Origin of the sequence: Lachnoclostridium sp. Marseille-P6806 (assembly GCF_900625025.1) — a bacterium.
Lineage (GTDB): Bacteria > Bacillota > Clostridia > Lachnospirales > Lachnospiraceae > CAG-791.
In genome coordinates this window covers 343413-370252 of sequence record NZ_LR130574.1, presented here as the reverse complement: position 1 = coordinate 370252, position 26840 = coordinate 343413, and the positions used below count along the sequence as shown (strand labels likewise).

Sequence of the window (26840 nt, the reverse complement as noted above, 5' to 3'; positions counted from 1 at the left end):
CCCGCAGGGCTTTTTCCGCCCGGTTCCGCTCCCGCAGCGTCCGGAAAAACTGCTGCAGCAGTGCGGCGGACTGCTCCGCGAGAACGCCGGAGCGCAGCTCGCTCTGATGGTTGAAGCTCTCGTTCTGCAGGATATTGAGGAGTGTGCCGCTGCAGCCGGCTTTCGGGCTGGATGCGCCGAATACGACGCGGTCGATGCGGGACTGCACGATGGCGCCGGCGCACATCTGGCAGGGCTCCAGCGTGACGTACAGAGTGCAGCCCTCGAGGCGCCAGTCGCCGGTGCGGCGGCAGGCTTTCCGGATCGCCGTAATCTCGGCGTGGGCGAGGACGGAGTGATCGGTGTTGCGCCGGTTGTAGCCCCGGCCGATTACCTGATCACCAAGGACGATGACGCAGCCGATGGGCACTTCGCCGAGACGGAGGGCTTTCCGGGCCTGCTGCAGCGCAAGCCGCATATATGCTGCGTCCCGCCCGGAATCCGCATCCGCCCGGTCTTTTGCTTCCGCTTCCGCGTGTCCCGCGCGCGGGCGCATGAGAGGGTGGGAGCCGTCGGCCGTCCATGAGACGCTCTGCTTTAGGAATTCTTTAGAATTGGTCACTTGATTATTCATACAGTTTTTGTATACTATATTCAAATACCCCTGTTCCGATAGGATATAAGAAATCACGATGGCGGTTGAAATAACGGACAGCAATAGTTTATCATGTGGGAACGACAACGGCAAAGCCGCACGGAATTTGCGTTCCCTGTGATGGAGGTTCTGGATGAAAGTTTCTACAAAGGGACGCTATGCATTCCGTATGATGGTTGATCTCGGAGTACATAATACCGGAGAATTCATCTCTCTCAAGGATATTTCGCGCAGGCAGGGCATTACGGTCAAATATCTGGAGCAGATCGTGACGACGCTCACCAGATCGGGCTTTCTTCGCTCGCAGCGGGGGAATAACGGCGGGTACCGCCTTGCGCGCGAGCCGAAAGAGTACACGGTCGGCGAGATTCTGCGCGTCATGGAGGGGCCCCTTTCGCCGGTGGCCTGTCTTGATGATCCGGATAATATCTGCCCGCGCAGCGCGATGTGCGCGACGCTGCCGTTCTGGCAGGGACTGGATCAGGTGATCCGCGAGTATGTGGATCGCTTTACTCTGCAGGATATTCTGGATCAGATGGAAAAACAGAGCGGCGGCGATTACTGTATATGACGTCAGCATTGTCATCAGCTTCCTGTCTGTGCAAGGGGTGCAGGCAGGGCTCACACTTATGAAGCATTGCTTATGGAGGAAATTATGTCAGACACATTACTGCAGGTCAGCGGGCTGACTGCTGCGATTGAGGAGGGGGAGCTTCTCCACGGAATCGACCTCACGATCCGGCCCGGGGAGACGCATGTGCTCATGGGACCGAACGGGGCGGGGAAGTCCACTCTGGGGCACACGCTGATGGGGAATCCCGTGTATCGGCTGACCGGCGGCTCCATTGTTTTTGACGGCGAGGATATCACGGAGCTCTCTGCGGACAAGAGGGCGCAGAGGGGCATGTTCCTTTCCTTTCAGAATCCGCTGGAGGTGCCGGGGCTTTCGATGGAGGCCTTTCTCCGCAGCGCTCTGCGGCAGAAAACCGGCAAGCCGATCAAGCTGTTCGCGTTCAAGAAAGAGCTGGAGGAGACAATGGCTCTTCTCAACATGGATCCGTCCTATGCCGACCGCGATCTGAATGTGGGCTTTTCCGGCGGAGAGAAAAAGAAAGCGGAGATTCTGCAGCTTCTGATGCTGAATCCCCGGCTGGCGATTCTCGACGAGACGGATTCGGGTCTGGACGTCGATGCGGTCCGCACGGTTTCGGCGGGTATTGAGGCCTATCAGAAGAAGAGGGACGGCGCGCTTCTTATCATCACGCACAGCACCAAGATTCTGGAAGCGCTCCATGTGGATTACACGCATATACTGGTAAAGGGAAAGATCGTTCACACCGGCGATGCGTCGCTGGTCGAGGAAATCAACCGGAACGGCTTTGAGCGGTTTATGCCGGAGTAGGCGGTGCGGGTGCTGCCGGAGGCGGCAGCGGGAGATACCGGAGGGCGGAGAACGGGCTGCGCGCGGCGCAGCCGGAGGTCCGTCTCCGGATGAGGTGATCTATGGCAAAGCAGCAGATCGATGAGCTGGACCGCAGTCTCTATGACTTCAAGGACGACGAGTCGGGCTTTTACAGGATAGAGGATGGGCTGACGAAGGAAATTGTCCGTCAGATTTCCGAAGAGAAGCATGATCCGGAATGGATGTGCGAGTTCCGTCTGCGGGCCCTGAAAACATATCATGAGCTCAGCGTGCCCGACTGGGGACCGTCCATTGACGGGCTGGATATGAACAGCATCGCGACCTATGTCCGTCCCAATACGGATATGAAAGGGAGCTGGGAAGAGGTCCCGGAGGACATCAAGAACACCTTTGAGAAGCTGGGCATCCCGCAGGCAGAGAGAGAATCGCTCGCCGGCGTCGGAGCGCAGTATGATTCCGAGCTCGTGTATCATAATGTCCGGGAGGAGGTCGCGGCGCAGGGCGTCGTGTATACGGATCTGGAAAGCGCGCTGACCGGGGACTACCGGGACATGGTAAAAGAGTACTTCATGAAGCTGGTTCCGGTGACCGATCATAAATTTGCGGCGCTTCACGGCGCCGTGTGGTCCGGCGGCTCGTTTGTCTATGTCCCGAAAGGAGTGAAGGTCGATATTCCTCTTCAGTCGTATTTCCGGCTGAACGCCAAGGGCGCGGGGCAGTTTGAGCACACGCTGATCATTGTGGACGAGGGGGCGGATCTTCACTTTATTGAGGGATGCTCCGCGCCGAAGTACAATGTGGCGAATCTTCATGCGGGCTGTGTGGAGCTGTATGTAAAAAAGGGCGCGCGTCTGCGCTACTCCACGATCGAGAACTGGTCGAAGAACATGTACAATCTTAACACCAAGCGGGCGCTGGTGGAGGAGGGGGGGATCATGGAGTGGGTTTCCGGGTCGTTCGGCTCCCACGTCTCGTACCTGTATCCGACGACGATACTCAAGGGGGACGGCTCCCACGCGGAGTTTACGGGCATTACGTTCGCCGGGAGCGGGCAGAATCTCGACACCGGCGCGAAAATGATCCATACCGGGAAACGCACCTCGTCATATATCGACAGCAAGTCGATCTGCAAAAGCGGCGGCATCAGCACGTACCGCAGCAGCGTGGTGATCGGCCGCAGCGCGGAGGGGGCGAAAGCGTCGGTGTCATGCGCATCGCTGATGCTTGATTCGCAGTCCCGTTCGGATACGGTTCCCGCGATTATTGTAAATACCAGCGACGCCGATGTGGGACACGAGGCCAAGATCGGACGGATCAGCGATGAGGCGGTGTTTTATCTGATGAGCCGCGGTATCACAGAGGCGGATGCGCGCGCGATGATTGTCAGCGGCTTCGCCAATCCGGTCAGCAAGGAGCTCCCGCTCGAGTATGCCGCAGAAATGAATAACCTTATCAAGCTGGAAATGGAAGGCGGCTGAGTGAGGAATGCACGACGGAGCTTTCTCGGATGCCGGTATGCTTGCATACTGAGGCATCCGAGAAAGCGACGGAGTATAGGCCGAACGGCCTTCCGCGAGCGTCCGCTGGACGCGAGAGGGGGCATTCCGAACAGTGTACCGGGAGTTATAGGCCGAACGGCCTTCCGCGAGCGTCCGCTGGACGTGAGAGGGGGCATTCCGAACAATACAGGTGACGATTATGCAGAACACATTGGAACTTAATCATCTTCCGGTTCTTACATGGAACAAGCTGAAGATGAACAGCGGAAAGCTGACGGGGGCGGACGCGCTCTTTGCGGCCGCTGCGGAGCCGGAGGAGACGCTCAGTGATCTCCCGCAGGGCGTGTCATGCCGCAGCGTGTCGCGGGAGGCGGCGGCAAGGCTTCTCGCCGCGGCTCCGAAGCAGGAGGCGGAGCGGGTGGTCGCCGGAAAGGTGCCGGCCTACCATCCGCAAACCTTTGCGACGGGCCTCGGTCAGGAATATGACGAAAGGCTCGCGTCTGTCTGCAGCCGGGTCCGTCTCATGGAGGTCGGGGCAGGCGTCTCGATTGAGGAGCCGGTATTCTGGAGCATGGGATTTCCGGATGGGAAGCACGCGGTCACGGAGCAGATGATCCATGTGGGAGCAGGGGCTTCGCTCACGCTGATTATGGACTTCCGCTCCGGGCCAGCTGCATCGGGCTTTGCCGGAGTCTCCACCAAGATTATTCTTGAGAAAGAGGCGAAGCTCAATCTGAGCAGAGTGCAGATGCTGGGCGGCGGCTTTGTCCATGCGGACGATCTGGGCGTCAGCCTTGCGGAGCGCTCGGCGCTTACGCTGAACCAGATGGAGCTGGGCGGGCAGAAGAGCTTTGTCGGCGCGCAGGCGGAAATGATCGGAAACGAATCGGCGTTCTGTGTCAGGGCCTGCTATCTCACACTCGGCGGGGAAGAAGCCGATATGAACTACAATGCGGTCCAGAGAGGGCGGAAAACGGACTGCCGTATGAGCTTTGACGGCGTGCTGGGCGGCCGGGCAAAAAAAACGCTCCGCGGAACCATTGATTTCCGCGGAGGTTCTGCGGGCTCCGTCGGCGACGAGCAGGAGAATGTTCTGCTGCTCTCGAATGATATTGAGAACAAGTCCATTCCGATGATTCTCTGTGAGGAGGAAGATGTGGAGGGCCGTCACGGGGCGACCATCGGACGTCTGGATGAGGGACTTCTGTTCTATCTCGGAACCAGAGGGATCGATGCCCGCGCCGCGCAGGAGATGATGGTTTATGCCCGTCTGGGAACGGTGGCCCGCGAGATTCACGGCGAGGAGCTGCAGAGGCAGATCAACGATTATATCCGAAGCCGCTTATGACGCGGAAAGGACGAGCATGAATTCATATCGCAGTGATTTTCCGATCTTTCAGGGAAACGATGTAATTTATTTTGACAATGCGGCGACGACCCAGCGCCCGGCGGCGGTGTTCGACGCTATGAAACGCTTCAACGACGAGTGCAATGCGAATCCTCTGCGCGGGCTTTATGACTGGAGCGTCCGGGCGACGGAGCGCTACGAACAGGCGCGCCACACGGTGGCGGAGCTGATCGGCGCGGCGCGGGACTGCGAGATCGTGTTTACCAGAAACACGACCGAGTCCATCAATCTGATCGCTTACAGCTACGGTCTCTCCACGCTTCACGAGGGGGACGAGATTGCGGTTTCCATTATGGAGCATCACTCCAATCAGCTCCCGTGGCGCATGGCGGCGGAGCGCACCGGGGCGAAAATCGTCTGGATCGAGTGCGAGCCGGACGGAACCATTACGCGGGAGGAGTATCAGAGCAAGATCACGGAGCGGACCAGAATTGTGGCGCTGACGCAGGTTTCCAATGTGCTGGGCAGCACAAACCCGATTCGTGAAATCGCGGATTACGCGCACGGCAAGGGCGCGGTAATGGTGGTGGACGGTGCGCAGAGCACGCCGCATATGCCGGTCGATGTCCGGGAGCTGGGCGCGGATTTCTTTGTTTTTTCGGGACACAAGCTGATGGGGCCCATGGGAATCGGCGTTCTGTACGGCCGGATCTCGCTTCTTAATGCGATGCCGCCCTTTCTTACCGGCGGCGAGATGATTGAAAGCGTCACCCGCGACAGTCTCACCTACGCGCCGGTGCCGGAAAAATTTGAAGCGGGGACGGTCAATGCGCTCGGTGCGGTGGGACTCGCGGCGGCCATCCGGTATTTGCAGGATATCGGCTTTGAGGATATCATGGAACGGGAGAGACAGCTCACACAGCGTCTGATGGACGGGCTCTCGGCGCTTCCGGAGGTGAAAATCTTCGGACAGAAAGACGCGTCGCGGCACTGCGGCATCGTCACCTTTGAGGTGGAGGGGTGTCATCCGCATGATGTGGCGTCGGTTCTTGACACAGAGCATATCTGCATCCGGGCCGGACATCACTGCGCGCAGCCCCTGCTCATTCATCTGGGCGTGTCCTCCACGGCCCGGGCCAGTCTGTATTTTTACAACACGGAGGAAGAGGTCGACCGCTTTGTGCAGGCGGTTTCCTGCGTGCGCCGCTGGATGGGCTATTAAGCATCAGGTCATTGTTATACGGGAGAGCGGCTTTTCGGGCCGCGGGGTTGATTTTATGGAACTGAAGCAACTGTATCGGGAAATTGTCAACGAGCATAATCTCCATCCCTCGCACAAAAAGGAGCTGGCGTCCCCGACGATCGTGCTCGAGGGTGTGAATCCGAGCTGCGGCGATGATATTCATCTTCAGCTTATCGTAAAGGACGGCATCATCGAGGATGCGGCGTTTGGTGGGAGCGGCTGCGCGATTTCGCAGGCCTCTGCCGACATGATGTGCGATCTGATCATCGGCGAAAGCAAGGAAAAAGCGTTGGAGCTCGCTGGAAATTTCATGGGAATGATCAAGGGGAACGCGACCGGAGAGCAGATCGAGACGCTGGACGAGTCGGCGGCGCTTCAGAACATTGCCCATATGCCGGCCCGCGTCAAGTGCGCGGTTCTGGGATGGCGCACGATGTCCGAGATGATCGGGAAGCTGAATGCGGAGGAGGGAGCGGCTGCGGAGTCCCCTGAGACGGGGTGCGGCGTCTGTTCGTCGAATGCGGCCGCGATCTGCAAGCCCGGCTGTTCCAGCGGCTGCTGCAAGGCCTGATGAGAGGAGAACCGTTCCGGCAGGGCAGGGTGAGGCGGAATGTCAGATTCTAATATCACGAAAAATGCATTGGCCGAATCGATGAAGAAGCTGATGAGCGAGCGGCCTTTTGAGAAGATCAGTGTGTCGGATATCTGCAACGACTGCGGGATCAACCGCAAGAGCTTTTACTATCACTTCCGGGACAAGTACGATCTGGTGAACTGGATATTCTATGTCGGCTTCATCGGGGAGATGGATCTGTCCTCTTACCGGAACGGCTGGGACTGGCTGACGGATATCTGTGAATATTTTTACCGGGAGCGGGTGTTTTACCGCTGCGCCCTGCAGATTGAGGGGCAGAATTCCTTTCAGGATTATCTCGTCGAGACGACGTGGCCGATCGCGGAATTTTTCATGAAGGATCTTCTGCCCGAGGGGAATGAGGAAAATTTTTATCTGACCTTTATCATTGATGCGCTGCTGCGGTCTCTTATCCGCTGGCTCTCCGGCGGCTATGACAGGGAGCTGGACGCGGGAGAATACATGGAGAAGCTGAAAGACATCGTATTCCGGATGGCGGTGCATGGAGGGGGCATGGATATACACCCGTAACCGTTTCGGCGGCAGGAGGGGGATGGATGGGTTATATCAGCCGGAGGAGCAGACGGGTCATCGGGAGCTTTCTGCTGGTATTTTGTCTCGGGGCTGCGGCCTCGCGGCTTCGGAACGCTCTGCTTTTTCCACGGGTTTCCGATGCCGTTTTCGGCTGTCTTGTCATTGCATGGGCTCTTACACTGCAGAGGCGCATCATCATGACCGGCGTGCGCCGTTGCCTGCTTGCGGTCTCGGGGCTCATGTTTCTTCTGTTTCTTCTCCGGATGTCCCGTGATATCTTTTTTGTGAACCTGAGGGTGCTCCCCCGGTATCTCTGGTATGCGGACTATATTCCGTATCTGCTGATCCCGCTGCTGTCCGCCTTTGCGGCATACCGGATCGGAGGCAGGGGAGATGCCCGCTTTGACCGCTTTCTGCGCTGTTTCTGTGTTTTTTCTGCCTTTCTTGATCTTTTTCTGATCGTCGTTATTCTCCTCAATGATGCACACCAGAAAATGTTTGTTTTTTATAACGGCTTCCGGAACTGGTACAATGAGTACCGCGGAGGGGTTCTGTACGGCCCGGTCATGCTCTGGATCATACTGACGGAGGTATTTTCCCTCCTTGTCATCCTTGAGCGCTGCCGCCTTGTGCAGTGCCGGAAATTTTCGTGGATCCCGATGCTTCCGGTCGGGATGATTTTTGTGCTGGCCATGCGGAGCCCTCTGGCCGGGGGATTTCTTCGCGTCGGCGGCCGGAAACTGTTTCATATGCAGGAGCTGTTCTGCTTCACGTTCGCCGTGATGTGGGAGAGCTGTATACAGATCGGACTGGTACCGTCAAACTCGGGCTACGGCGAGCTGTTTGATATTGCCGGGATCCGTGCGGTGATCCGCGGGAAAGACGGCCGTGCGGTGCTCCGCTCGCAGGCGGCCGCTCTGCACGACGATGAGGAAAAAGAGGGGGCCGGCGCGGGGGAACGGCTGCAGAGGCGCAGGATACGCGGCGGCACGGTGAGCTGGATTGACGATATCTCGAATATCGCGAGGATTAATGAACAGCTCATGGAATCAGGGCAGCGTCTTGCGGAGGAAAATGTGCTGGCAGAGGCGGAGAACCGTCTGAAAGAGCAGCGCCTCCGCAATGAGACGCAGGCGCGGATACTGGGGGAGATCGAGCGGGTGACGCAGAGCAGAAGAGACAGGATTGAGACTCTGTTCTCTGCTCCGGCGGAAAGCGGAGAGGCCTTTCGCGGGCAGCTCAAAGCGGCAATGATTCTGGGAACCTATGTCAAGCGGCGGGCCAATCTGCAGCTCCTTCCCAGAGACGATGGCAGGCTCAGCACACAGGAGCTGTATTACGCGCTGCGGGAGTCCATGGAGAGCCTCGCGCTGACCGGAGCGGTCTGCGATGTGCGGGCGGACGGAGAGCAGATGGAGTCGGCCGGAGACATTCTGCTTTGCTATGAATTTTTCGAGCAGGTGATCGAGAGGTATATGTTCTGCCTCTCGGCCGCGTTTGCGGTGCTCGGCGGGGACGATGGGCTCAGCCTGCGGCTGGAGCTCGGCCTGCGGGAGTATGAAAGGGGAGAGCCGCCCGAGGAGCTGCTTTGCTGCGGCGTTCCTGGAGGAATTGTGCTGGCGGGCCGGGAGGAGGACACGCTGTATGTCCGGCTTCGTCTTCCGCACCGGGCGGTGCAGGAGGGAGGCGGGATATGCGTCTCGTAAATCTTCGCCCGCTGGGAGACGGCTTTCTCATGCTCTGGGCGGTGCTCCTTGGCTTTTCCGGATTCTATATGATCCTCTGCTGCATTCAGCAGAAGCGCCGGGCTCTGCGTGTGGCGGCCGCCGTGCTTCCTCTTTTGCTGTCCTGCTTTCTGGGGGAGCTTCTGATTCTGCTCTCCCGCGCGCGGCAAGGGGTGCCGCAGTATCGGCCTCTCGCGGCGGCCATCGGGACGCTTCCGGTTTCCGGAGCGCTTGCGGCGTTTCTTTTTCTCTCGCTGTATCAGGCGGTTTCTCTCTGGGAGACTGTGCGGTGGCAGCAGAGGCATATTGACCCGGCTTCGGTCAAGGAGGCCGTGGATATTCTGCCCACGGGCCTTTGCTATTACTGGGCGGGGGGACGCACCAAGATGGTCAACGGGCGGATGGAGGAAATCTGCCGGAGCCTTACGGGAAAGACGCTTGCCGACGGCGAGCTGTTCTGGGATGTGGTGAGAAGCCGCAGCGTCCGGGATGGCGGACGCCTGCTTCTTCCGCTGCCGGATGGCAGGGTGTTTCTTTTTGCCCGCGCGGAACGGGCGCTGGAGGGACGGCGCATCTATGAGCTCATCGCGTCTGACGTCACAAGAGAGCAGGAGCTGCAGCAGAAGCGGAGAGAGCAGAATGAGGAGCTGGAAAAGATACGGAAGCGGCTCCGGCGTTTCAGTGAGGATATCGGCCGGCTGACAATTGAGAAAGAGACGCTCCGCGCAAAAATAGAGATTCATGACAATCTGGGCAATATTCTGCTCGCAACCCGCCGGTATCTGTTGCAGGAGGCTGAATACGGGGAGGACGCAGAGCTGATCCGGAAGCTGTGGGTCAGCGAGTTCCGTCTGCTGCGGTCGGACGACGGAGGAGAACAGGAGAGCGGCTACCGTTCCATCTTCCGTGCGGCGGAGGATATCGGGGTCAGCATCCGCTGTGTCGGAGAGCTGCCGGAAGAACCCGTATGGATGCGCATTATGCGGGTGGCGATGGGCGAGTGCATCACCAATACGTTCCGCCATGCGGCCGGCGACCGGCTGAACATCCATGTCCGCCGTGAGGAAAAACGATATCTTGTGACGTTTATGAATGGCGGCGCGCCGCCGGAGCAGGAGATCCGGGAGGGAGGAGGACTGGGCAATCTCCGCGCCGCAGTAGAGGCGGCCGGAGGAGCGATGCAGGTGGAGAGTCAGCCGAGATTTGTGCTGAGGCTTTTTCTGCCCCGGGATGGGTGAGAATAGTGTAAAAATCACGCTGGTGCGCTGATTTTTACACGGCAATTTGCGCTGAAGCTCAAATTGCCTCTATCGCAGCCGTAAAACTGCCGGCGCAGAGCGTTTTTACGGCTCGTGTCTCGCTGGAAACGCTTCGGCATGAGGGATTAGTATGGCTTATCAGGTAATTGTGGTGGATGATCAGAAAATTCCAAGACGTCTGTTTGAACTGATCATCGGCTCGTCAGAGCGCTATCGTCTGCTGTTTTCGCTGGATACGGCGGGTGTGACCAATATTTACTGTACAAAATATAAGGTTGATCTGATTCTGATGGATGTGGTGATGGGCGACGGCTCGAACGGAATTGACGAAGCGAAGCGCATCAAAAAAGTGAGTCCGGAGACGAAGATCATCATCGTGACCTCCATGCCCGAGGTGTCTTATATCCGGCGGGCGAGAGAGGCCGGCGTGGACAGCTTCTGGTACAAGGAGGTCAGCGCGGAGCCGCTGCTGGAGGTGATGGACCGGACGATGGCAGGAGAATCGGTTTATCCGGATTGCCCTCCGGAGTTGATGCTGGGCTGTGCGAGGAGCAGTGAGCTGACGGAGAGGGAAATTGAGGTTCTCCGGGAAATGACGACCGGGGCCTCGAACGGCGAGATCGCTGAGAAGCTGTGCGTCGATATCTCGACCGTGAAGAGCCATATTTCTCATATGCTGCAGAAAACAGGGCTGCGGAACCGGACGGAGCTCTCGATCAGGGCGAGGGTGAGCGGGCTCGTTATCGGCGGGGAAAATATCGACGGCAGGGAAGAATAGAGGGGCGCGCTTCAAGCCTCTGTCAGGAGGGAGGCATCCAGCGCCGGCATTACCTGCCGCAGCGCCTCAAGGAGCGGAAGCTCGAGCGGAAAGCGCCGCCCTGCGGCGGCAAAAGGACGGAGAACACGTCTGTCCTCGCTGATCTCAAGAAGCTCCCGGTGCCCCGCGATGCGATTTGTGAGTCCTGCGGTGTCGCCGTAGAAATCAATGATGCAGGTGGGATATTTCTGATCGAGGCGGGACTGATAGCAGAGCTTTTCGGAGGCATCAATATCCTCCTGCGGCGTGCCGTCCTCCGCCACGGGCAGAAAGATCGGCGCTTCTGTTCCGATCACATGCCTCATCGAAGTTTCGAAATCGAGGCGGCCTGTATTTTTGCCGTAGGGACTGGATATGGAGAACAGAATTTTCTGATCGCGCAGGAGAAGCGCGGTCAGCGCGGTCTCGAGGTCTGTGGAGGGAAGTGCGACCATCAGGTTCCGGCACTGCCGCAGCATCTGGACCTGCGCCGCGGTGAGGCGGCCGGTGGGGCGCAGATAGACAAAGCTGCAGTCGGGATAGGAACGGAAAATGTCGATCAGCTCATAGCTCTCTGCGGCCGGTCCGACTTCGCGGATGAACCACGAATAAATCCCCAGCTCCATGCCGTCGTGAATGAGGCGTGCGATATCCTCGGGGGAAGTTCCGTCGGAGAGACCCGGCTGATAGCGCAGGATGGGCGTGAGAGGGAGGGCGATGCCTTCGGCCTGCTCCAGCCGGCGGATGATGCGTCCGCCGTAAACCCATGAGGAATAACCGAAGCCCATTCCGAATATGCGGATGGCGCTGTGATCGACATTCCGCAGCGTGTTGTCAACGAGGTCATAGTAGCTGCTGTTCTCGTTGGACAGAACCTCCTGCATGACGTCAAACACATCATTCTGGAATCGGTTTTTTGAGAACTGCTTGCCCAGATCGCACAGGCGGCGGATGCTGCGGCCGGGATCCTCCTCCATGCTCCGGATGCCGTGATCCACGGCGGATTCGATCATTGCTTTGGTTATGGAATAGGTATTCACGATGGCGCTCCGTTCTGCATCTGCTGCTCTGCGGTACCTGTCTATTGTATATCTCTGATTCTAGCGATAAAAGCCGGGGGGCAAAACACACAAAAAGAGGGAAATGTCCCCTGTCTGATGTTATAATCACAGCAATGGGTAAGCCGGAGCAGAGTGCAGGCGGCACGCGCCTCGCTGGGAAGCGCTTCGGCATGGAGGAATTTTATGTTAAAGAACGGTATGATTCTGGCAGGAAAAACAGAGGATGGCAGAGAAATCGGGATTCTTCCACGCATGGCGAACCGGCACGGCCTGATCGCGGGAGCGACCGGAACCGGGAAAACCGTTACGGTAAAGGTTCTGGCGGAGTCTTTCAGCGATCTGGGGGTTCCGGTGTTCCTTGCGGACGTGAAAGGGGATCTTGCGGGAATGATCAGACCCGGAGCGGACACCGGGGATCTTCGGGCGCGCATGGAGCGCTTCGGCCTTTCGGAGACGGAGTTTGTCCGCCGCGCCTACCCGGTGGCGTTCTGGGATATCTACGGGAAGATGGGGATGCCGCTGCGCACGACGATCTCGGAAATGGGGCCGCTTCTGCTGGCGCGTATTCTCGGTCTGAATGACATTCAGTCCCAGATTCTCGCGATTGCGTTCAGAATTGCGGACGACGGGAATCTTCTGTTGATTGATACGAAAGATCTGAAAGCGATGCTGAATTACATCAGCGAGAATGCGCAGGATTACCGGGCGGATTACGGAAACATTTCCGGCGCCTCCGTGGCGGCGATCATGCGTGCGGTCACAAGACTGGAGATGGATGGCGGCGACCGGTTTTTCGGGGAGCCGGCGCTGAGCATCACCGACTGGTTCGCGCTGGGAGCAGACGGACGGGGAATGATCCATGTGCTGGATTCCGAGAGCCTGATCAGCTCGCCGGCATTATATGCCACGTTCCTGCTCTGGATGCTTTCGGAGCTGTTTGAGACGCTCCCGGAGGTGGGGGATCTCGATAAGCCCAAAATGGTATTTTTCTTTGATGAGGCGCATCTTCTGTTTCATGACGCGTCAAAGGAGCTTCTCCAGAAGATCATTCAGGTGGTGAAGCTGATCCGCTCCAAGGGTGTGGGAATTTATTTTGCGACGCAGAACCCGCGCGACATTCCGGATGATGTTCTGGCGCAGCTCGGCAACCGGATCGAGCACGGGCTGAGAGCCTATACGCCGGCGGAGAAAAAAACGGTCAGGGCCGCGGCGGAATCTTTCCGTGAGAACCCGTCGTTTGACAGCTATGAGACGATTCTGACGCTCGGCACGGGCGAAGCGGTCGTTTCGTTCCTCGACGAACAGGGGATGCCGGGAATTTCCGAGAAGATTGCAGTCTTCCCGCCCCAGTCTCAGATCGGGCCGGTCGATGAGCAGGCGAGAGAGGGTGTGATCCGGGGAAGCATTCTGTACAGCAAGTATGCAAGCCCCGTCGATCCGGAGTCCGCCTACGAGCTGCTGCAGAGAAAGGGCGCGCTGGAGGCGGCGGAGGCCGAGCGCGCGGCAGCCGAACAGGCGGCGGAGAAGCAGAGAAAGCAGGAGGCCGCAGCAGCGGCCAAGAAAGAGGAAAAGAAAAAGCGGGACGAGGAACGGGAGGAAAAGAAAGGACAGACCGCGAAAAAGCGGGCGGCCAAGAACATCGCAAGCTCGGTTACGGGCACGGTGGGACGTGAAGTCGGCAAGCAGATGGGAAAGAAATTCGGCTCGTTCGGCAAGACGCTCGGAGGAAATCTCGGCGCGAGCCTCGGGCGCGGGATTCTGAGCACGCTGTTCCGGCTTTGAAATCGAGTCATGATATGAGACCTGATGTGCGATCTGATTACAGAGGGAATGAATGGAGGGAATTGAACGCAAAGATCAGGGAACAATCAGGTGTTGATTTTGAGAAGATCTGAGATGAGTATGATTTGAAAGTTGCAATCAGAAACAAGCTGGATGATGCCTTGTGGCTTGCTACGGGGGATTTGACTTCGCGCGGGAACCGGATTTTGCGTCCGGTTCCCGCGCGAAATCATTTCAGAGCGTGTGTGCGGCTTTTGAGCAGGTATTTTCGCACTCTTGGTTTATCAGACATAAAAAGAACACCGTCCCCGCAGCAGTCTGCAAAAACGATGCCCCCTCGTGCGCCTTCAGGGACTCGAACCCTGGACACCCTGATTAAGAGTCAGGTGCTCTACCAGCTGAGCTAAAGGCGCATATTCAAATCACGGCTCCAAACGCCGGACGCAAGGTGTATTATAGCGAACCCGCCTCTGTTTGGCAAGCATAAAATTTGCAAAAAAATCACAGATGGCGAAATCCGGCAAAATTGCCGTAAAATGCGCATGAGGCCGTCATTTCTGGTAAAATGAGCTGTCGTACCGCTTATTATACCGCCCGCGCGCGGCTTGCTTGGGAACGCTTCGGCATGGAGGATAGTTGTGATATTTGATACGCATACGCATTACAGTGATCCGGTCTTTGATGAGGATCGTGAAGCGCTGCTGGCAGGTTTCTGTAAGGCAGGCGTCGGTCGGGCCGTCGAGGTTTCGGCGTCGGTCTCCGGTCTTGACGGGACGCTTCGGTTGGCGCAGACTCATCCGCAGCTTTATGCCACGGTCGGCGTGCACCCCTCGGAGTGCGCGGAAATGACCGAAGAGACGCTGGCGCACATGGAAGAGCTTCTTTCACAGCCGAAAGCGGTGGCGGTCGGCGAGATCGGCCTTGATTATCATTGGGACGAGCCGGACCGGGAGACGCAGAAAAAATGGTTCCGGGCGCAGCTTGCGCTGGCGGCGCGTCTGGATCTCCCCGTTGTCATCCATTCGAGGGACGCGGCGCAGGATACCATGGAGATTCTGCGTGAGCACCGCCGCGGCGGGGGAGTGCCCCGGGAAAGCACGGATGACGGCAGTCGCCCGCAGGGTGTTGTCCACTGCTATTCATACAGTCCGGAGCAGGCGCGGGAATACGTCCGGATGGGATATTTTATCGGAATCGGAGGCGTTGTCACCTTTAAGAATGCCAGAAAGCTCCGGGAGGTGGTGCAGGACATTCCTCTCGGGAGCCTTGTGCTGGAGACGGACTGTCCCTATATGGCGCCGGAGCCGCACCGGGGGGAGAGGAACAGCTCCCTGCTGCTGCCGCTTGTGACAGCGAAAATCGCGGAGTTGAAAGAGATTTCGCTGGAAGAGGTGATCCGGGTGACGGAGAAGAACGCGGAGAGATTATATGGCCTTGACTAATGTCTGCACACCCGGAGAGACGCTCCGGATCCTCAATCAGTTCAATCTGCGCGCTAAGAAAAAATTCGGGCAGAATTTTCTTATTGATGTCAATATCGTGCAGAAGATCATTGACGCCTCGCAGATTACGGAAAAGGATTGTGTTCTGGAGATCGGGCCGGGCATCGGCTCCATGACCGGCATGCTTGCCGACGCGGCAAAGCAGGTGGTGTGCGTCGAGATCGATGAGACGCTGCGCCCCGTGCTCGCGGAGGTGCTGCAGGGCCGCGGCAATGTGGATATCATATGGGGCGATGTTCTTCGCGTCGATCTGCGCGCCGCAGCGGGAAAATATAACGGGGGACGGCCGATGAAGGTGGTGGCAAATCTCCCCTACTATGTCACGACGCCGATTCTGATGAAGCTCCTTGAAAACCGCGGATGCTTTGAGAGTATCACCGTCATGGTGCAGAAAGAAGTGGCGGAGCGTATCTGCGCAGCGCCGGGCTCCCGGGATTACGGCGCGATCACGCTGGCGGTGCGTTATTACAGCGAGCCGGAGATCGTCGCGGCGGTGCCGCCCTCCTGCTTTATTCCGCGGCCCGGAGTGGACAGCAGCGTGATGTGCCTCCGGGCGAGAACGGAGCCCCCGGTGCAGGCGGATGAGAAGTTTTTGTTCGCGGTGATCCGCGCCTCCTTTAATCAGCGCCGGAAGACGCTGGCAAACGGCGTGGCGGGAGGGCTCGCAGCAATCTGCGGGAAAACGGTCACGAGAGAGCAGGTTGCTTCCGCTCTCGCAGAGGTCGGTCTTCCGGCAGATATCCGAGGGGAAAAACTTTCGCTCGAGCAGTTTGCCGTCCTTTCGAGGACTCTTTGGAAAATGACGTAAAAGCGCGATTTTGCGCGGTTTTTCGAGGCAAAAAGGGCTTCCGGAATTTTGACACATAGATTATGGATATGATAGACTGATATAAATATCGGGAGTCTGCGCCGGCCTTGCCGGAGGTGCTCCGCGAGGCGAATTGACAGGCAAATACCGTTCAACCGCGCAGGAAATGCGTAGCCGGGGAGAAACGCAGTGGATAAATACGAATACAGGATCTGTCTGGAGGACATTCAGGCGCTGATCGGCAGGCGCGATTTTGTGCAGGCCGTGGAAATCGCCGATACCATAGATTGGAATCATGTCAAAAGTGTAAAAACGCTCTGCATGATCAGTGATCTGTATAAGATCAACGGCAGAATCGAGCAGAGCTACGCGGTTCTGGTGCAGGCGTACAACCGCCAGCCGGATAATCCGAAGATCGTCTATGCGCTCTGCGATCTCCTGATCCGTCAGAAGCAGATGCTTTCCGCGCTGCAGCTTTATAACGAATTTACGAGACTGGCTCCCATGGATCCCAGCCGTTTTGTGTTGCAGTATCAGCTCTACCAGCTTCAGAATGTCAGTCTGGACGAGCGGATTGCGGTGCTCAAGGATCTGGAGCGTCATTCGTTTCGCGACAAGTGGGTACTCGAGCTGGCGAAGCTCTATGAGGAGCAGGGGCGTTATCAGGACTGCGCGGCGCAGTGCGACAAGCTCATTGAAAGAGGCAAGCCGGCCTACCAGAAAAAGGCGATTCAGTTAAAGCAGAAATATGCCAGCCTCACGGCGGAACAGAAAGAAATTTACCGTCAGCTTACGACGAGCATCGCGCGCCAGAATACGCAGCCTCTCGCGGAGGCGGCTTCCGAGGCACCGTTTTCGGAGAGAGGGCTTTCGGAAAAGGATTCCCGCAGTGGAAGACGCACGGCGGGCAGGCGGAATCCGGAGACGGATATGGACGCACTGGTCGACCGCGCGGCGCGGATGACCGGGATCGCCGATACCGAGCCGATCACGATGAATCCCGGCGGATCGGATGAGATCCGGATCAGGGGGATGGATGAGCAGCTTGTAAATACGGTGGATCTCCAGCGCGAGGTGGCGGACGGGCTGAGGGATATCATGACCCGTGAGACGGACGAGCTGGACAGCGACGGGATCGAAGAGGCCGTGAACGGCGGAGAACCGCAGAGACGGGCCGGGCAGGATCGGCGCGGCGGCTTTGATCTTCCGGAAGAGGAGGAGAATGCGCCGGAAGCGCGCGAGGAGTTTGAGCGTGCACGGCAGGAGGTCCGGGAGCGCCGGGCTGTGCGTGCCGGGGCAGGGCGCGGCGCCGCTTACGAGGCGGATCTGGCGCAGGAGACGGATGGTCAGTATTCCATGCGTCTCGGGATCGACGGAAGAAATGTAATATCCCGTCCGGACGTGCCGGAGGTTCCAGAGCCGTCCGCAGAAGAGAGGCAGCTTCCGGAGACGGAACCGGCGGAGGCAGAGGATGAGGAGGCGCTCCGCGCCTATGAAGAGGCGAGACAGGAGAGACTCCGCGAGTCCGCGCCCAAGGGACGCCTCTCTGACGGCATGACAGGGCAGGAGAAGCTCGCCGTCGCGCTGGCAAAGCAGGCGAATGAGCCGGCGGGGCAGCAGGACGGCGGCCTCCCGGAGTCCAGTCTGCAGGATACGCTGGTTCTGGATGAAAGCGCTGATGCCTCGACGAGAACATGGATCGGATCCAGTGTGGAGAGGGCTCTTGCCGCCCCGTCCCGCCAGCCCCTGCGAGACGCGGGACAGGAGGAAGAGGAGGCGCTTTTCGCAGAGGAATATGCAGACGGCAAAGAACCGGGCGACGACAGCGGCGCCGGTGAGCCGGAGGAGAACATCGAAGAGCCGGACGTGGATGAGAATGAGAGCGGCGCGGAAGCGGCGCAGAAGCATACAGAGGAAAAGCTTTCGGAGACGCAGGAAATCGCCGAGCTGGTCCGGCTTGAATTTGAGAATAACGAGCAGCTTGCCAGACAGCAGGCCGCAGCGGAGGCGGCGCGCCGGACAGAGGAAGAGGCGGCTCACCGGGCAGAGGTCGAAGCGGAGGCGAGACGGCTCGTCGAAGAGAAAGAGCGGGAGGCAGAGGAGAACCGCCGGCGCGAGGAGGAGGCCGAGGCACAGAAACGGGCAGAGCGCATGAGGGCGGAGCGCGCCAGACGCGATGCCGAACTCGACGCGGGGCTGGCGGAGGCTTCGGCAGTGCGGGCCGCGAATGCGGCCAGAGAAAACATGGAGACGGCCGAACTCCAGAAGATCATCATGGAGGAGGACCGCGGACCCGCCGTGCTGGCGGAGGAAGGGCGGGAGGCTGCACAGGAGACGGTTCAGGATGCGTCCGGAGAGACGCCGCACGGTCAGGAAGAGGAGCCGCCGGTGAGACAGGAGAAGTCTCATTATCAGAAGGCTCATTATCAGGAGGGAGCTCCCCGCACAGAAGAGCTGCGCCGCAGGGAGCAGCCGGAGAGCCGTGAGGACCGCCGGCAGCAGGCGAGGCGGGCCGGTTCGGCGTCGGAGCGTATCAGGAATATGACGCCGGAGCAGAGAAAGCTGTTCACGCCGTTTCTTCATGAGAAGAATACCAGGGAGCAACTTCTTGAGACCATTGATTCCATCAGTCTTGCTTCCTATACCGGGAATGTCGTGATCACCGGCGATGAAGAGAACGGAGCGACCGACCTTGCCAAGGCGCTGCTGCGCAACGTGCATATGACGGACATCAATTTTTCCGGCAAGGTGGCCGTAACCACGGGCTCGAGCCTCAATCGCAAGGGTCCGACGGCGTATCTTGCGCGGCTTGAGAACGGCGGACTTATTGTCGATCATGCGTCAACGATGACGAGAGAGACCGTGGAGGCGCTGAATGCGGCGCTCGAAAAGGAGGATCACGGCGCGATCGTCCTGTTGACGGATACGCGTAAAAATATGGACCGTTTCTGGGGCGAGTACGAGGAGGAGCTGAAAAACATCTTTACAACCCGGGTGGACATCCGTCCGCTGTCGATTGAGGAACTGATGCGTTATGCCGAGCGCTACGCCGAGCGGCAGGACTGTGTGATGGATGAGAGCGGCCGCGGCGCGCTGGAGGATCAAATCGCCGGCCTGCAGACGGAGACGCACCGGGTCACGGTGGAAGAGCTGCGGGAGCTGATTGACAGCGCTGTGACTTCCGCGGAGAGAAAAACGGCGGGACATTTTATGGACTCGGTTCTGCGGAAACGCTATGACAGCGAGGATCGCATCATTCTTCGCGATAAGGATTTCCGCAGATAAGGGCTTTCGTAGATAAGGATTTTCGTAGAGCAGACAGGAAATTTCGCTTTCCGCATTCGTTTCCGCAGATGAAAATTCCGTGCGGGAAGCAGGACATGCCGCGATGCGCTCCGGCATGAATAAGTGCCATGGGGGGCCGATATGGAGGAAGCAAAGAACGAACGTGCTCTGAAAAAGAAAAAAGCGGGTGCGGTCAGGACGGGGACAAAGAGTGGAGCGCCGGCAGCGGCGGAGGAGAATCGCGTTTTTGTTTCCGATATGGACTGCTATCTCTTCGGGCAGGGAACGCATTATGATATTTATAAAAAGCTCGGTGCGCACCCCTCGGAAGAAAACGGAGAGAAAGGCTTTTTCTTTGCGGTGTGGGCTCCGAATGCGCGCGCGGTCTATGTGACGGGGACGTTCAACGGCTGGTCGGAGGATCAGCACCCCATGAACCGGGATACAAACGGCGCGGGGATCTGGACGCTGTTTGTGCCGGGGCTCGGCGAGGGCGAACTGTATAAATATCTGATCTGGGGACCGGACGGACAGAAGCTCTACAAGGCGGATCCCTTTGCAGCCTCCGCGGAGAGACGCCCCGGGACGGCCTCCCGGACGGCGGACATCGGCGGCTTTGCGTGGAAAGACGGCAGATGGCGCGCGCGCCGGGAAAAGAGCGACCCCACAAAGCTCCCGATGGCAGTGTATGAATGCCATATCGGTTCATGGATGAAACATCCGGACGGCGGGGACGGCTTTTACAATTACCGGGAGTTTGCCGACCGTCTTGTTTCTTATCTCGGAGAGATGCGCTTCACTCATGTGGAGCTCATGGGAATTTTGGAGCACCCCTTTGACGGCTCGTGGGGCTATCAGGTGACGGGCTACTATGCGCCCACCTCCCGCTACGGGGAACCGAAAGACTTCATGTATCTGGTCGACCGTCTGCATGCGGCCGGCATCGGCGTGATCCTCGACTGGGTTCCGGCGCACTTCTGTCCGGATGCCCACGGCCTTGCCTGTTTCGACGGCAGATGTATCTTTGAGGATCCGGACCCGCGCCGCGGCGAGCATCCGGACTGGGGGACAAGAATTTTCAACCTTGCAAAGCCCGAGGTCCGGAACTTTCTGATCGCCAATGTCCTGTACTGGCTCCGTGAGTTTCACATCGACGGGATCCGTGTTGACGCGGTGGCCTCCATGCTGTATCTTGACTACGGCAAGAAAGACGGGCAGTGGCTGCCGAATCAGTACGGCGGAAACAAGAATCTGGATGCCGTCATGTTTTTCCAGCATCTCAACTCCGTGGTCCGCGGCTCCTACCCCGGCTTCATCACCGTGGCGGAGGAATCGACGGCATGGCCCGGCGTCACCGGGGACATCGGGACGGACAGCCTCGGCTTCACGTTCAAGTGGAATATGGGCTGGATGCACGATTTCTGTGAATATATGAAGCTGGATCCGATCATGCGCCGCGGCTCCCATTATTCGCTGACGTTCGCCATGAGCTATAATAATTCCGAGAATTATGTTCTGCCGCTGTCTCACGACGAGGTGGTTCATCTCAAATGCTCGATGGTGGAGAAAATGCCCGGCTATCAGGTCGATAAGTATGCCAATCTCCGTGCGGGCTATACATTCATGTTCGGACATGCCGGGAAGAAGCTTCTTTTCATGGGGCAGGAGTTCGGACAGGAGAGAGAGTGGAGCGAAGCGCGGGAGCTCGACTGGTATCTTCTCCAGAATCCGTTGAATGCCGGAATGAAGAAATATGTCGGCGAGCTGCTGCGGATATACAACAGCTACCCCTGCATGTACGAGATCGACAATGACTGGGCGGGCTTTGAGTGGATCAATGCAGATGACAAGGACCGCAGCATTTACAGCTTTGTGCGGCGTTGCGACAGCCATGCGAAATCTCTTCTCTTTGTGCTCAACATGACGCCGGTGAAGCGTGAGGAATACCGCGTCGGCGTTCCGAAAAAGGGATTTTACCGGCTGCTTCTTAACAGTGCGCAGGAGGAATACGGCGCGGCGGAGGATTCGCCGCTTCCGGCGTCGATTCGTGCGATTCCGGGAGAGTGCGATTACCGGGAGCAGTATCTTGAATTTGACCTGCCGGCTTACGGAGCGCTGATCTTTGCATTCTGACGGCGGCCCCGTTTCTGAGAGGATTGTGCTTTCGCGGCCGCGGGCCTGTTCCGTGCAGGTCCGCGGCTCTGCGTTCCGCGGCTGCGCGGTGATTCGGTATGGAGGGTAATCATGAATATACATGAATCGGCAGAGGATTATCTCGAAACCATCCTGATTCTGAATGAAAGACTGGGACAGGTGCGTTCCATCGATATTGCGGTGGAGCTGGGGTACTCCAAGCCCAGCGTCAGCGTCGCGATGAAAAAGCTGCGCGAGAACGGATATATCGACGTGGACGGAGGGGGCTACATCACGCTCAATCCGTCGGGAATGGAAATCGCGGGTCATACCTATGCAAAGCACAAGCTGCTGCGCAAGATCCTGATTGCGCTCGGCGTCGATGAAAAGACGGCGACTGATGAGGCCTGCCGGATTGAGCACAACATCAGCGACGACACCTACAATAAGATCAACCGCTATTACGAGAACAACATGAAGTGAGGGAAAATGGAGAACAGCATGTCCAATATCATTGACGGCAAGACCATACTGATCACCGGCGGGACCGGTTCTTTCGGAAAGTGCTTTGCGAAGTATGTGCTGGAGCACTATGAGCCGAAGAAGTTCATCGTCTATTCCCGCGATGAGTATAAGCAGTTCGTGATGAGCTCGGATCCCGTGTTCCGGCGTCATGAGGCGAAGATGCGCTATTTCATCGGGGATGTCCGCGACAGGGAGCGCCTCGAGCGGGCTCTGCACGGCGTGGACTATGTGATCCATGCGGCGGCGCTCAAGCAGGTTCCGGCCTGCGAGTACAATCCGGCGGAGGCGATCAAGACCAACATCAACGGCGCGATGAACGTCATCGACGCCTGCCTCAATACCGGTGTGACAAAGGTGGTCGCCCTCTCGACGGACAAGGCGGTCAATCCCGTCAATCTCTACGGCGGAACCAAGCTGGTATCGGACAAGCTGTTTATCGCGGCGAATGCCTATGCGGGCGATCAGGATATTTCGTTTAGCATTGTGCGTTACGGAAATGTGGCGGGGAGCCGGGGGAGCGTGATTCCGTTTTTCCGGGGTCTCATCGAAAAAGGCGAGACGACCCTGCCGATCACGGATTACCGCATGACCCGCTTCTGGATCAGCCTGAAGCAGGGTGTGGAGCTGGTGCTTAAGGCGCTTGCGGAGGGAAAGGGCGGCGAAACCTTTATCAGCAAGATCCCGTCCTTTTATGTAAAGGATCTGGCGGAGGCCATGCTGCCCGGGTGCCGCACCACAGAGGTCGGCATACGGCCGGGAGAAAAGCTCCATGAGGTCATGGTCACGGCAGAGGATTCTGCGAATACTATGGAATATGATAAGAACTTTATCGTCTACCCGCAGATCATGTTCAATGAGCGGCAGGTGCGCGATATGTCCGGCAGAGCCGTAGAGGACGGCTTTGTCTATTCTTCCGGTACGAACACGGAGTGGATGACCGTGGAGGAGATCCGGGAGAGACTGAAAGAGACCGAAGACTAGGGTGATATGAATAAACCGGCAATCGAGGGCGGCGAGCCTGTCCGCAGCAATAAAATTTATTATTCCCATCAGTACATAGACGACGCGGATGTCGAGGCGGTCGTCCGCGTGCTGCGGGGAGATTATCTGACCTGCGGGCCGCAGATCGAGGAGACGGAGCGGAGACTCTGTGAAGTAACGGGGGCGCGTTATGCCGTGCTCTGCTCGAGCGGGACCTCGGCGCTTCACATGGCCTGCATGGCGGCGGGCGTGGGCGAGGGAGACGAGGTCATCACGACGCCGATTACCTTTGCGGCCTCTGCCAACTGTGCGCTCTACTGCGGCGGACGCCCGGTCTTTGCCGATATTGATGAAAAGACGTGGCAGCTTGACCCTGCCTGCGTCGAGGAAAAAATAACGGAGAGGACGAAAGCGGTCGTCGCCGTGGATTTCGGGGGCCAGTCGGTGGATCATGACCGTTTCCTCGCGCTCCGGGAAAAATACGGCTTTGTGTACATCGAGGACGGCGCGCATGTGATCGGCAGCTCCTATAAGGGGAGGAAAAGCGGCAGCATCGCGGACATGACGACGCTGAGCTTTCACCCGGTGAAGACGATCTGCGGCGGCGAGGGCGGCGCGGTGCTGACGGACAATGAGGCGTTTTATCAACGGCTCCTGCTGTACCGCTCGCATGGCATCACGAGGGATCCGTCCCGGATGGAGCATGTGCCGGACGGGCCGTGGTATTACGAGCAGGTCGCGCTTGCGCCGAATTACCGCATCACGGATATGCAGGCGGCCCTGATCGCCAGTCAGCTTGACAAGCTGGACCGCTTCGCGGCGCGCAAGAAAATGCTCCGGAAGAAATACGACGAGGCGTTCTCGGAGATTCCGCAGCTCATCGTACAGCGTGAGACGGAGGGCTCGGACTCGGTGCGGCATCTCTATATTCTCCGTCTGAATCCGGAGAAGCTTTCCATAGACAGAGCGCGCTTCTTTGAGGCCATGGGGGAGGAAAATATCGTCTGCAACGTCCACTATATCCCGACCTACTGGTTTCCGTATTACGAGAAGCTCGGCTATGCGCGCGGTCTTTGCCCCCGGGCGGAGCGTTTGTATGAACATATGATCACGATTCCGTTTTACTACGCGATGACGGATGAGGACGCGGACGATGTGATCCGGGCGGTGCAGAAGCTCTGCAAATATTACGCGGTATAGGCGGTGCGGAACGGCCTGTCGGAGAGCGGAATGAAACTGTCTGTGATTGTTCCCGTCTACAACATGGCGGACGGAGGAAAACTGAATCGCTGTCTGGATTCGCTGACGGGTCAGAGCTTTCTGCGGCGCGGCGGGGAAATGGAGATCCTCGCGGTGGACGACTGCTCGTCGGACGGGTCCTATGACATTCTGCGGGAATATGCCGCAAGGTATTCCTTTATCAGAGCGCTGCGCTGTGACCGCAACCGGAAGCAGGGCGGCGCAAAGAATCTGGGCCTTTCGCTGGCGGAGGGAGAATGGATCGGCTTTCTCGACGCGGACGACTGGGTTTCGCCGGACTACTATGACAAGCTCCTTTCGCGGGCAGAGGAAACCGGAGCCGATATGGTCGGCTGCGATTACTGCCTGACGGAGGAGTTTTCTTTTCGGGTGGGGAAGATCGTTCACAATAACCGTCCGGAGCAGACGGGGGTGCTGAATGAGGTGAAATACCGCTCTCTGATTTTGGACAGTGGTTCTCTGGTGGTGAAGATCTATCGCAGAGACATCATTCTGGGCTGTGACAGCCGCTTCCCGGAGGACATGTTTTACGAGGATAATGCGCTCGCAAACACATGGATGCTGAGGGCGAAGCACTTTGAATATCTGCCGTACCCCGGGGAGCTGCGCGGGAGCTGTCCGGATTACCGCCCGGACGGCGGGGCTCCGGAGGGAGGGGAGCCGCTTCCTCCTCTCTATTACTATTATCAGCATGAGAGCTCCACCGTGCATACCGTGACAAAGCAGCGTCTTCTCGACCGCATGGAGGCGGGGCGGCGCATGCTCCTTGAGGCAAAGCGGTACGGGTATTTTGAAAAATACCGCGAGGAGATCGAGTTTTCCTTTGCGGTGCTGTTTTATGTGAACACGCTGTTTTCCGCGATGCGCGGGCTGCGGAGCGGATGCCTCGGCTTTGTGACGGCGCTGGCAAAGGAGATGCGGGATGCGTTTCCGGATTTCCGGCAGAACCGCTATTATAAGGAACGCATCGGACGGGAGGAGCAGAAGTACATCGCCCTGCAGCAGCGGCATCCCCTGCGGTTTTATGTTCAGTACCGGGCGTTGTGGCTGTACCGGGACGCAAGAGCGCGGCGGCTGCGCCGGTCCGGCTCTCGGTGAGGAAATGCCGGAGCAAGCGGTGCGGGCGTTGCCGGAGGCGGCAGCAGGGAGGGGCAAAGACAGTGAAAGCGGCAATGATCGGGGCGAGCGCGGAGGCGCTCCATACAATAGAGGCGGCGCAGCGGCTGGGAATCAGGGTCGCGGCACTTGACGGCAATGCGGAGGCGGCAGGGCTTCGGGCGGCCGATGAGCCGTATGTCACGGATATCCGGAATACTGAGGAGGTACTTCGGAGGCTTCGGGACATACGGCCTTCCTTTTTGCTGACGGCGCCCATCGGACGGTATCTCACGGCGACCGGCGCGGCAAACGATGCGCTCGGTCTCCGCGGGGTGAGCGAGAGGGCGGCGCTGCTGTGTACGGACAAATGGGAGTTTCATGAATGTCTGCGGAAAAAAGGACTGCGGGACTGCGCCTGCTTTCTTCTTCCGGGGGAGCTCTGGCTTCCGGCTCCGGGACAGGCGGAGAGGATGAGCGAGCGGCTTGCCGCCATACGGCAGGGACTTGCCTATCCGGCGATCGTAAAGCCGCGCTTTGGCTCCGGAAGCCGCGACCTCGCCGTCGTAAGCTCATGGGAGGAGCTCGAAAAGGAGCTGGGGAGGCTCGCGATCCACGCGGAGGAGGATTATGTGCTCGAGGAGCTGGTATCCGGCGGGGAGTACGGCGCGGATGCCGCTGTCACAGAGGGACGCTTTCAGCTGATTCTCCTGCGCCGCAAGCAGAATACGCCGCTTCCCGCGAGACAGGCCGTCGCCTACACGAGTGTGCTGCCCGGAGCGCTGACGGAGAACGTCTCCGCATTTCTCGAGAATGTCGTCCGTGCGCTCGGGATTGACAACAGTCTTCTGCACTGCGATCTGATTCTCGGGGAGGACCGTTCTCCCTTTGTGATCGAATTGTCGGCGCGGCCCTCGGGACACAATTTGCATAACCTCTTCACGCCGATGGCGTCGGGCGTCGATATGGCGGAGCAGATGATACGCTTTCAGAGCGGCATGGAGTACTGCTTTGCTCCGAAAAAAACAAGAATGATGATGATACGCTATTTTGATCTGAGCGGCATCGTGCGCCGCGTGCCGGAGGAGGGGGAGGCGCGGGCAGCCGCAGAGGCGGAGGGCTGCGCACTTGCGGCCTATGTCTGCCATATCCGGAAAGGCGAGCGGCTTATGCCGCCGACGACGGGACACATTCTGATGGGCCGCGGCTATATGGTGCTGACGCCGCGGGAGGAAAGCGCGGATGCCGGGCAGTGCGATGCAAGGCTGAACAGCGCCGCGCGAAGCATTCTGGCGCTGTTCGGAAGATAAACAG

General features: G+C 58.5%; 21 protein-coding genes, 1 tRNA gene and 1 pseudogene. 20 read left to right on the top strand and 3 right to left on the bottom strand.

Translation table 11 applies throughout. From position 1 onward, the window contains the following. Positions 1-10 precede the first annotated feature (10 nt). Positions 11-457 (bottom strand): annotated as a pseudogene (gene tadA, locus E0E20_RS01575) (tRNA adenosine(34) deaminase TadA); the annotation flags it as partial. Between the two features lie 310 nt (positions 458-767). On the opposite strand from tadA, the gene E0E20_RS01570 reads away from it, so the two are divergent. From E0E20_RS01570 to E0E20_RS01525, 10 genes are all read left to right on the top strand, one after another. Continuing rightward, positions 768-1205 (top strand): RrF2 family transcriptional regulator, encoded by a 438-nt coding sequence (locus E0E20_RS01570; RefSeq protein WP_130836311.1) that lies wholly within the window; start codon positions 768-770, stop codon positions 1203-1205. Positions 1206-1289: 84 nt separating this feature from the next. Then, complete coding sequence (gene sufC / locus E0E20_RS01565) at positions 1290-2036, top strand: Fe-S cluster assembly ATPase SufC (protein ID WP_130836310.1); 747 nt, start codon at positions 1290-1292, stop codon at positions 2034-2036. A gap of 101 nt (positions 2037-2137) precedes the next feature. Next, entirely contained in the window at positions 2138-3535 is a 1398-nt protein-coding gene (gene sufB / locus E0E20_RS01560) for a Fe-S cluster assembly protein SufB (protein ID WP_130836309.1), read from the top strand. A gap of 220 nt (positions 3536-3755) precedes the next feature. Further along, on the top strand, positions 3756-4904 hold the full coding sequence (locus E0E20_RS01555) for a SufB/SufD family protein (RefSeq protein WP_130836308.1): 1149 nt from the start codon (positions 3756-3758) through the stop codon (positions 4902-4904). A 16-nt stretch (positions 4905-4920) separates the two neighbouring features. Further along, positions 4921-6126 (top strand): aminotransferase class V-fold PLP-dependent enzyme, encoded by a 1206-nt coding sequence (locus E0E20_RS01550; RefSeq protein WP_130836307.1) that lies wholly within the window; start codon positions 4921-4923, stop codon positions 6124-6126. Positions 6127-6181: 55 nt separating this feature from the next. After that, positions 6182-6718 carry a Fe-S cluster assembly sulfur transfer protein SufU gene (sufU, locus tag E0E20_RS01545; protein WP_130836306.1) on the top strand — a complete coding sequence of 179 codons (537 nt, stop codon included), beginning with the start codon at positions 6182-6184 and terminating at the stop codon, positions 6716-6718. A 39-nt stretch (positions 6719-6757) separates the two neighbouring features. Then, positions 6758-7312 carry a TetR/AcrR family transcriptional regulator C-terminal domain-containing protein gene (locus E0E20_RS01540; protein WP_130836305.1) on the top strand — a complete coding sequence of 185 codons (555 nt, stop codon included), beginning with the start codon at positions 6758-6760 and terminating at the stop codon, positions 7310-7312. Positions 7313-7338: 26 nt separating this feature from the next. Continuing rightward, a complete protein-coding gene (locus tag E0E20_RS01535; protein ID WP_130836304.1) occupies positions 7339-9021 on the top strand; it encodes a cell division protein ZapB in 1683 nt (560 codons plus the stop codon). Next, on the top strand, positions 9009-10277 hold the full coding sequence (locus E0E20_RS01530) for a hypothetical protein (protein ID WP_130836303.1): 1269 nt from the start codon (positions 9009-9011) through the stop codon (positions 10275-10277). Before E0E20_RS01535 ends, E0E20_RS01530 begins: the two co-directional genes overlap by 13 nt. Before the next feature lie 151 nt (positions 10278-10428). Next, positions 10429-11076: a response regulator transcription factor gene (locus E0E20_RS01525; RefSeq protein WP_130836302.1), complete on the top strand. Its 648-nt coding sequence runs from the start codon at positions 10429-10431 to the stop codon at positions 11074-11076. Between the two features lie 11 nt (positions 11077-11087). On the opposite strand, the gene E0E20_RS01520 is transcribed toward E0E20_RS01525, so the two are convergent. Then, complete coding sequence (locus E0E20_RS01520) at positions 11088-12134, bottom strand: hypothetical protein (protein ID WP_130836301.1); 1047 nt, start codon at positions 12132-12134, stop codon at positions 11088-11090. A gap of 204 nt (positions 12135-12338) precedes the next feature. Between E0E20_RS01520 and E0E20_RS01515 the strand changes: the two genes are divergently transcribed. Beyond that, entirely contained in the window at positions 12339-13937 is a 1599-nt protein-coding gene (locus E0E20_RS01515) for a helicase HerA-like domain-containing protein (RefSeq protein ID WP_130836300.1), read from the top strand. 340 nt (positions 13938-14277) lie between these two features. Here E0E20_RS01515 and E0E20_RS01510 read toward each other — a convergent pair. Beyond that, a tRNA-Lys gene (locus E0E20_RS01510) sits at positions 14278-14350 on the bottom strand. 225 nt (positions 14351-14575) lie between these two features. Here E0E20_RS01510 and E0E20_RS01505 point away from each other — a divergent pair. The 9 genes from E0E20_RS01505 (at position 14576) to E0E20_RS01465 (ending at position 26836) form a co-directional block, all read left to right on the top strand. After that, positions 14576-15379: a TatD family hydrolase gene (locus E0E20_RS01505; protein ID WP_130836299.1), complete on the top strand. Its 804-nt coding sequence runs from the start codon at positions 14576-14578 to the stop codon at positions 15377-15379. After that, complete coding sequence (rsmA, locus tag E0E20_RS01500) at positions 15372-16247, top strand: 16S rRNA (adenine(1518)-N(6)/adenine(1519)-N(6))-dimethyltransferase RsmA (protein WP_442911467.1); 876 nt, start codon at positions 15372-15374, stop codon at positions 16245-16247. Before E0E20_RS01505 ends, rsmA begins: the two co-directional genes overlap by 8 nt. Before the next feature lie 189 nt (positions 16248-16436). Continuing rightward, on the top strand, positions 16437-19532 hold the full coding sequence (locus tag E0E20_RS01495) for a tetratricopeptide repeat protein (protein ID WP_130836297.1): 3096 nt from the start codon (positions 16437-16439) through the stop codon (positions 19530-19532). 141 nt (positions 19533-19673) lie between these two features. After that, entirely contained in the window at positions 19674-21665 is a 1992-nt protein-coding gene (gene glgB, locus E0E20_RS01490; protein WP_130836296.1) for a 1,4-alpha-glucan branching protein GlgB, read from the top strand. Positions 21666-21776: 111 nt separating this feature from the next. Beyond that, positions 21777-22148, top strand: a complete 372-nt coding sequence (locus tag E0E20_RS01485) for a metal-dependent transcriptional regulator (RefSeq protein WP_130836295.1) — start codon at positions 21777-21779, stop codon at positions 22146-22148. A 27-nt stretch (positions 22149-22175) separates the two neighbouring features. Then, complete coding sequence (gene pseB / locus E0E20_RS01480) at positions 22176-23171, top strand: UDP-N-acetylglucosamine 4,6-dehydratase (inverting) (RefSeq protein ID WP_130836485.1); 996 nt, start codon at positions 22176-22178, stop codon at positions 23169-23171. A gap of 6 nt (positions 23172-23177) precedes the next feature. Beyond that, positions 23178-24371, top strand: a complete 1194-nt coding sequence (gene pseC / locus E0E20_RS01475; RefSeq protein ID WP_130836294.1) for a UDP-4-amino-4,6-dideoxy-N-acetyl-beta-L-altrosamine transaminase — start codon at positions 23178-23180, stop codon at positions 24369-24371. Positions 24372-24401: 30 nt separating this feature from the next. Then, positions 24402-25529: a glycosyltransferase family 2 protein gene (locus E0E20_RS01470; protein WP_130836293.1), complete on the top strand. Its 1128-nt coding sequence runs from the start codon at positions 24402-24404 to the stop codon at positions 25527-25529. 62 nt (positions 25530-25591) lie between these two features. Next, a complete protein-coding gene (locus tag E0E20_RS01465) occupies positions 25592-26836 on the top strand; it encodes an ATP-grasp domain-containing protein (RefSeq protein WP_130836292.1) in 1245 nt (414 codons plus the stop codon). The last annotated feature ends 4 nt before the right edge of the window (positions 26837-26840 follow it).

Bases quoted from the DNA above. Each gene is read 5' to 3' on its own strand.
- E0E20_RS01570 (WP_130836311.1), top strand. From the start codon at position 768: ATGAAAGTTTCTACAAAGGGACGCTATGCATTCCGTATGATGGTTGAT.
- sufC (WP_130836310.1), top strand. From the start codon at position 1,290: ATGTCAGACACATTACTGCAGGTCAGCGGGCTGACTGCTGCGATTGAG.
- sufB (WP_130836309.1), top strand. From the start codon at position 2,138: ATGGCAAAGCAGCAGATCGATGAGCTGGACCGCAGTCTCTATGACTTC.
- E0E20_RS01555 (WP_130836308.1), top strand. From the start codon at position 3,756: ATGCAGAACACATTGGAACTTAATCATCTTCCGGTTCTTACATGGAAC.
- E0E20_RS01550 (WP_130836307.1), top strand. From the start codon at position 4,921: ATGAATTCATATCGCAGTGATTTTCCGATCTTTCAGGGAAACGATGTA.
- sufU (WP_130836306.1), top strand. From the start codon at position 6,182: ATGGAACTGAAGCAACTGTATCGGGAAATTGTCAACGAGCATAATCTC.
- E0E20_RS01540 (WP_130836305.1), top strand. From the start codon at position 6,758: ATGTCAGATTCTAATATCACGAAAAATGCATTGGCCGAATCGATGAAG.
- E0E20_RS01535 (WP_130836304.1), top strand. From the start codon at position 7,339: ATGGGTTATATCAGCCGGAGGAGCAGACGGGTCATCGGGAGCTTTCTG.
- E0E20_RS01530 (WP_130836303.1), top strand. From the start codon at position 9,009: ATGCGTCTCGTAAATCTTCGCCCGCTGGGAGACGGCTTTCTCATGCTC.
- E0E20_RS01525 (WP_130836302.1), top strand. From the start codon at position 10,429: ATGGCTTATCAGGTAATTGTGGTGGATGATCAGAAAATTCCAAGACGT.
- E0E20_RS01515 (WP_130836300.1), top strand. From the start codon at position 12,339: ATGTTAAAGAACGGTATGATTCTGGCAGGAAAAACAGAGGATGGCAGA.
- glgB (WP_130836296.1), top strand. From the start codon at position 19,674: ATGGAGGAAGCAAAGAACGAACGTGCTCTGAAAAAGAAAAAAGCGGGT.
- E0E20_RS01485 (WP_130836295.1), top strand. From the start codon at position 21,777: ATGAATATACATGAATCGGCAGAGGATTATCTCGAAACCATCCTGATT.
- pseC (WP_130836294.1), top strand. From the start codon at position 23,178: ATGAATAAACCGGCAATCGAGGGCGGCGAGCCTGTCCGCAGCAATAAA.
- E0E20_RS01470 (WP_130836293.1), top strand. From the start codon at position 24,402: ATGAAACTGTCTGTGATTGTTCCCGTCTACAACATGGCGGACGGAGGA.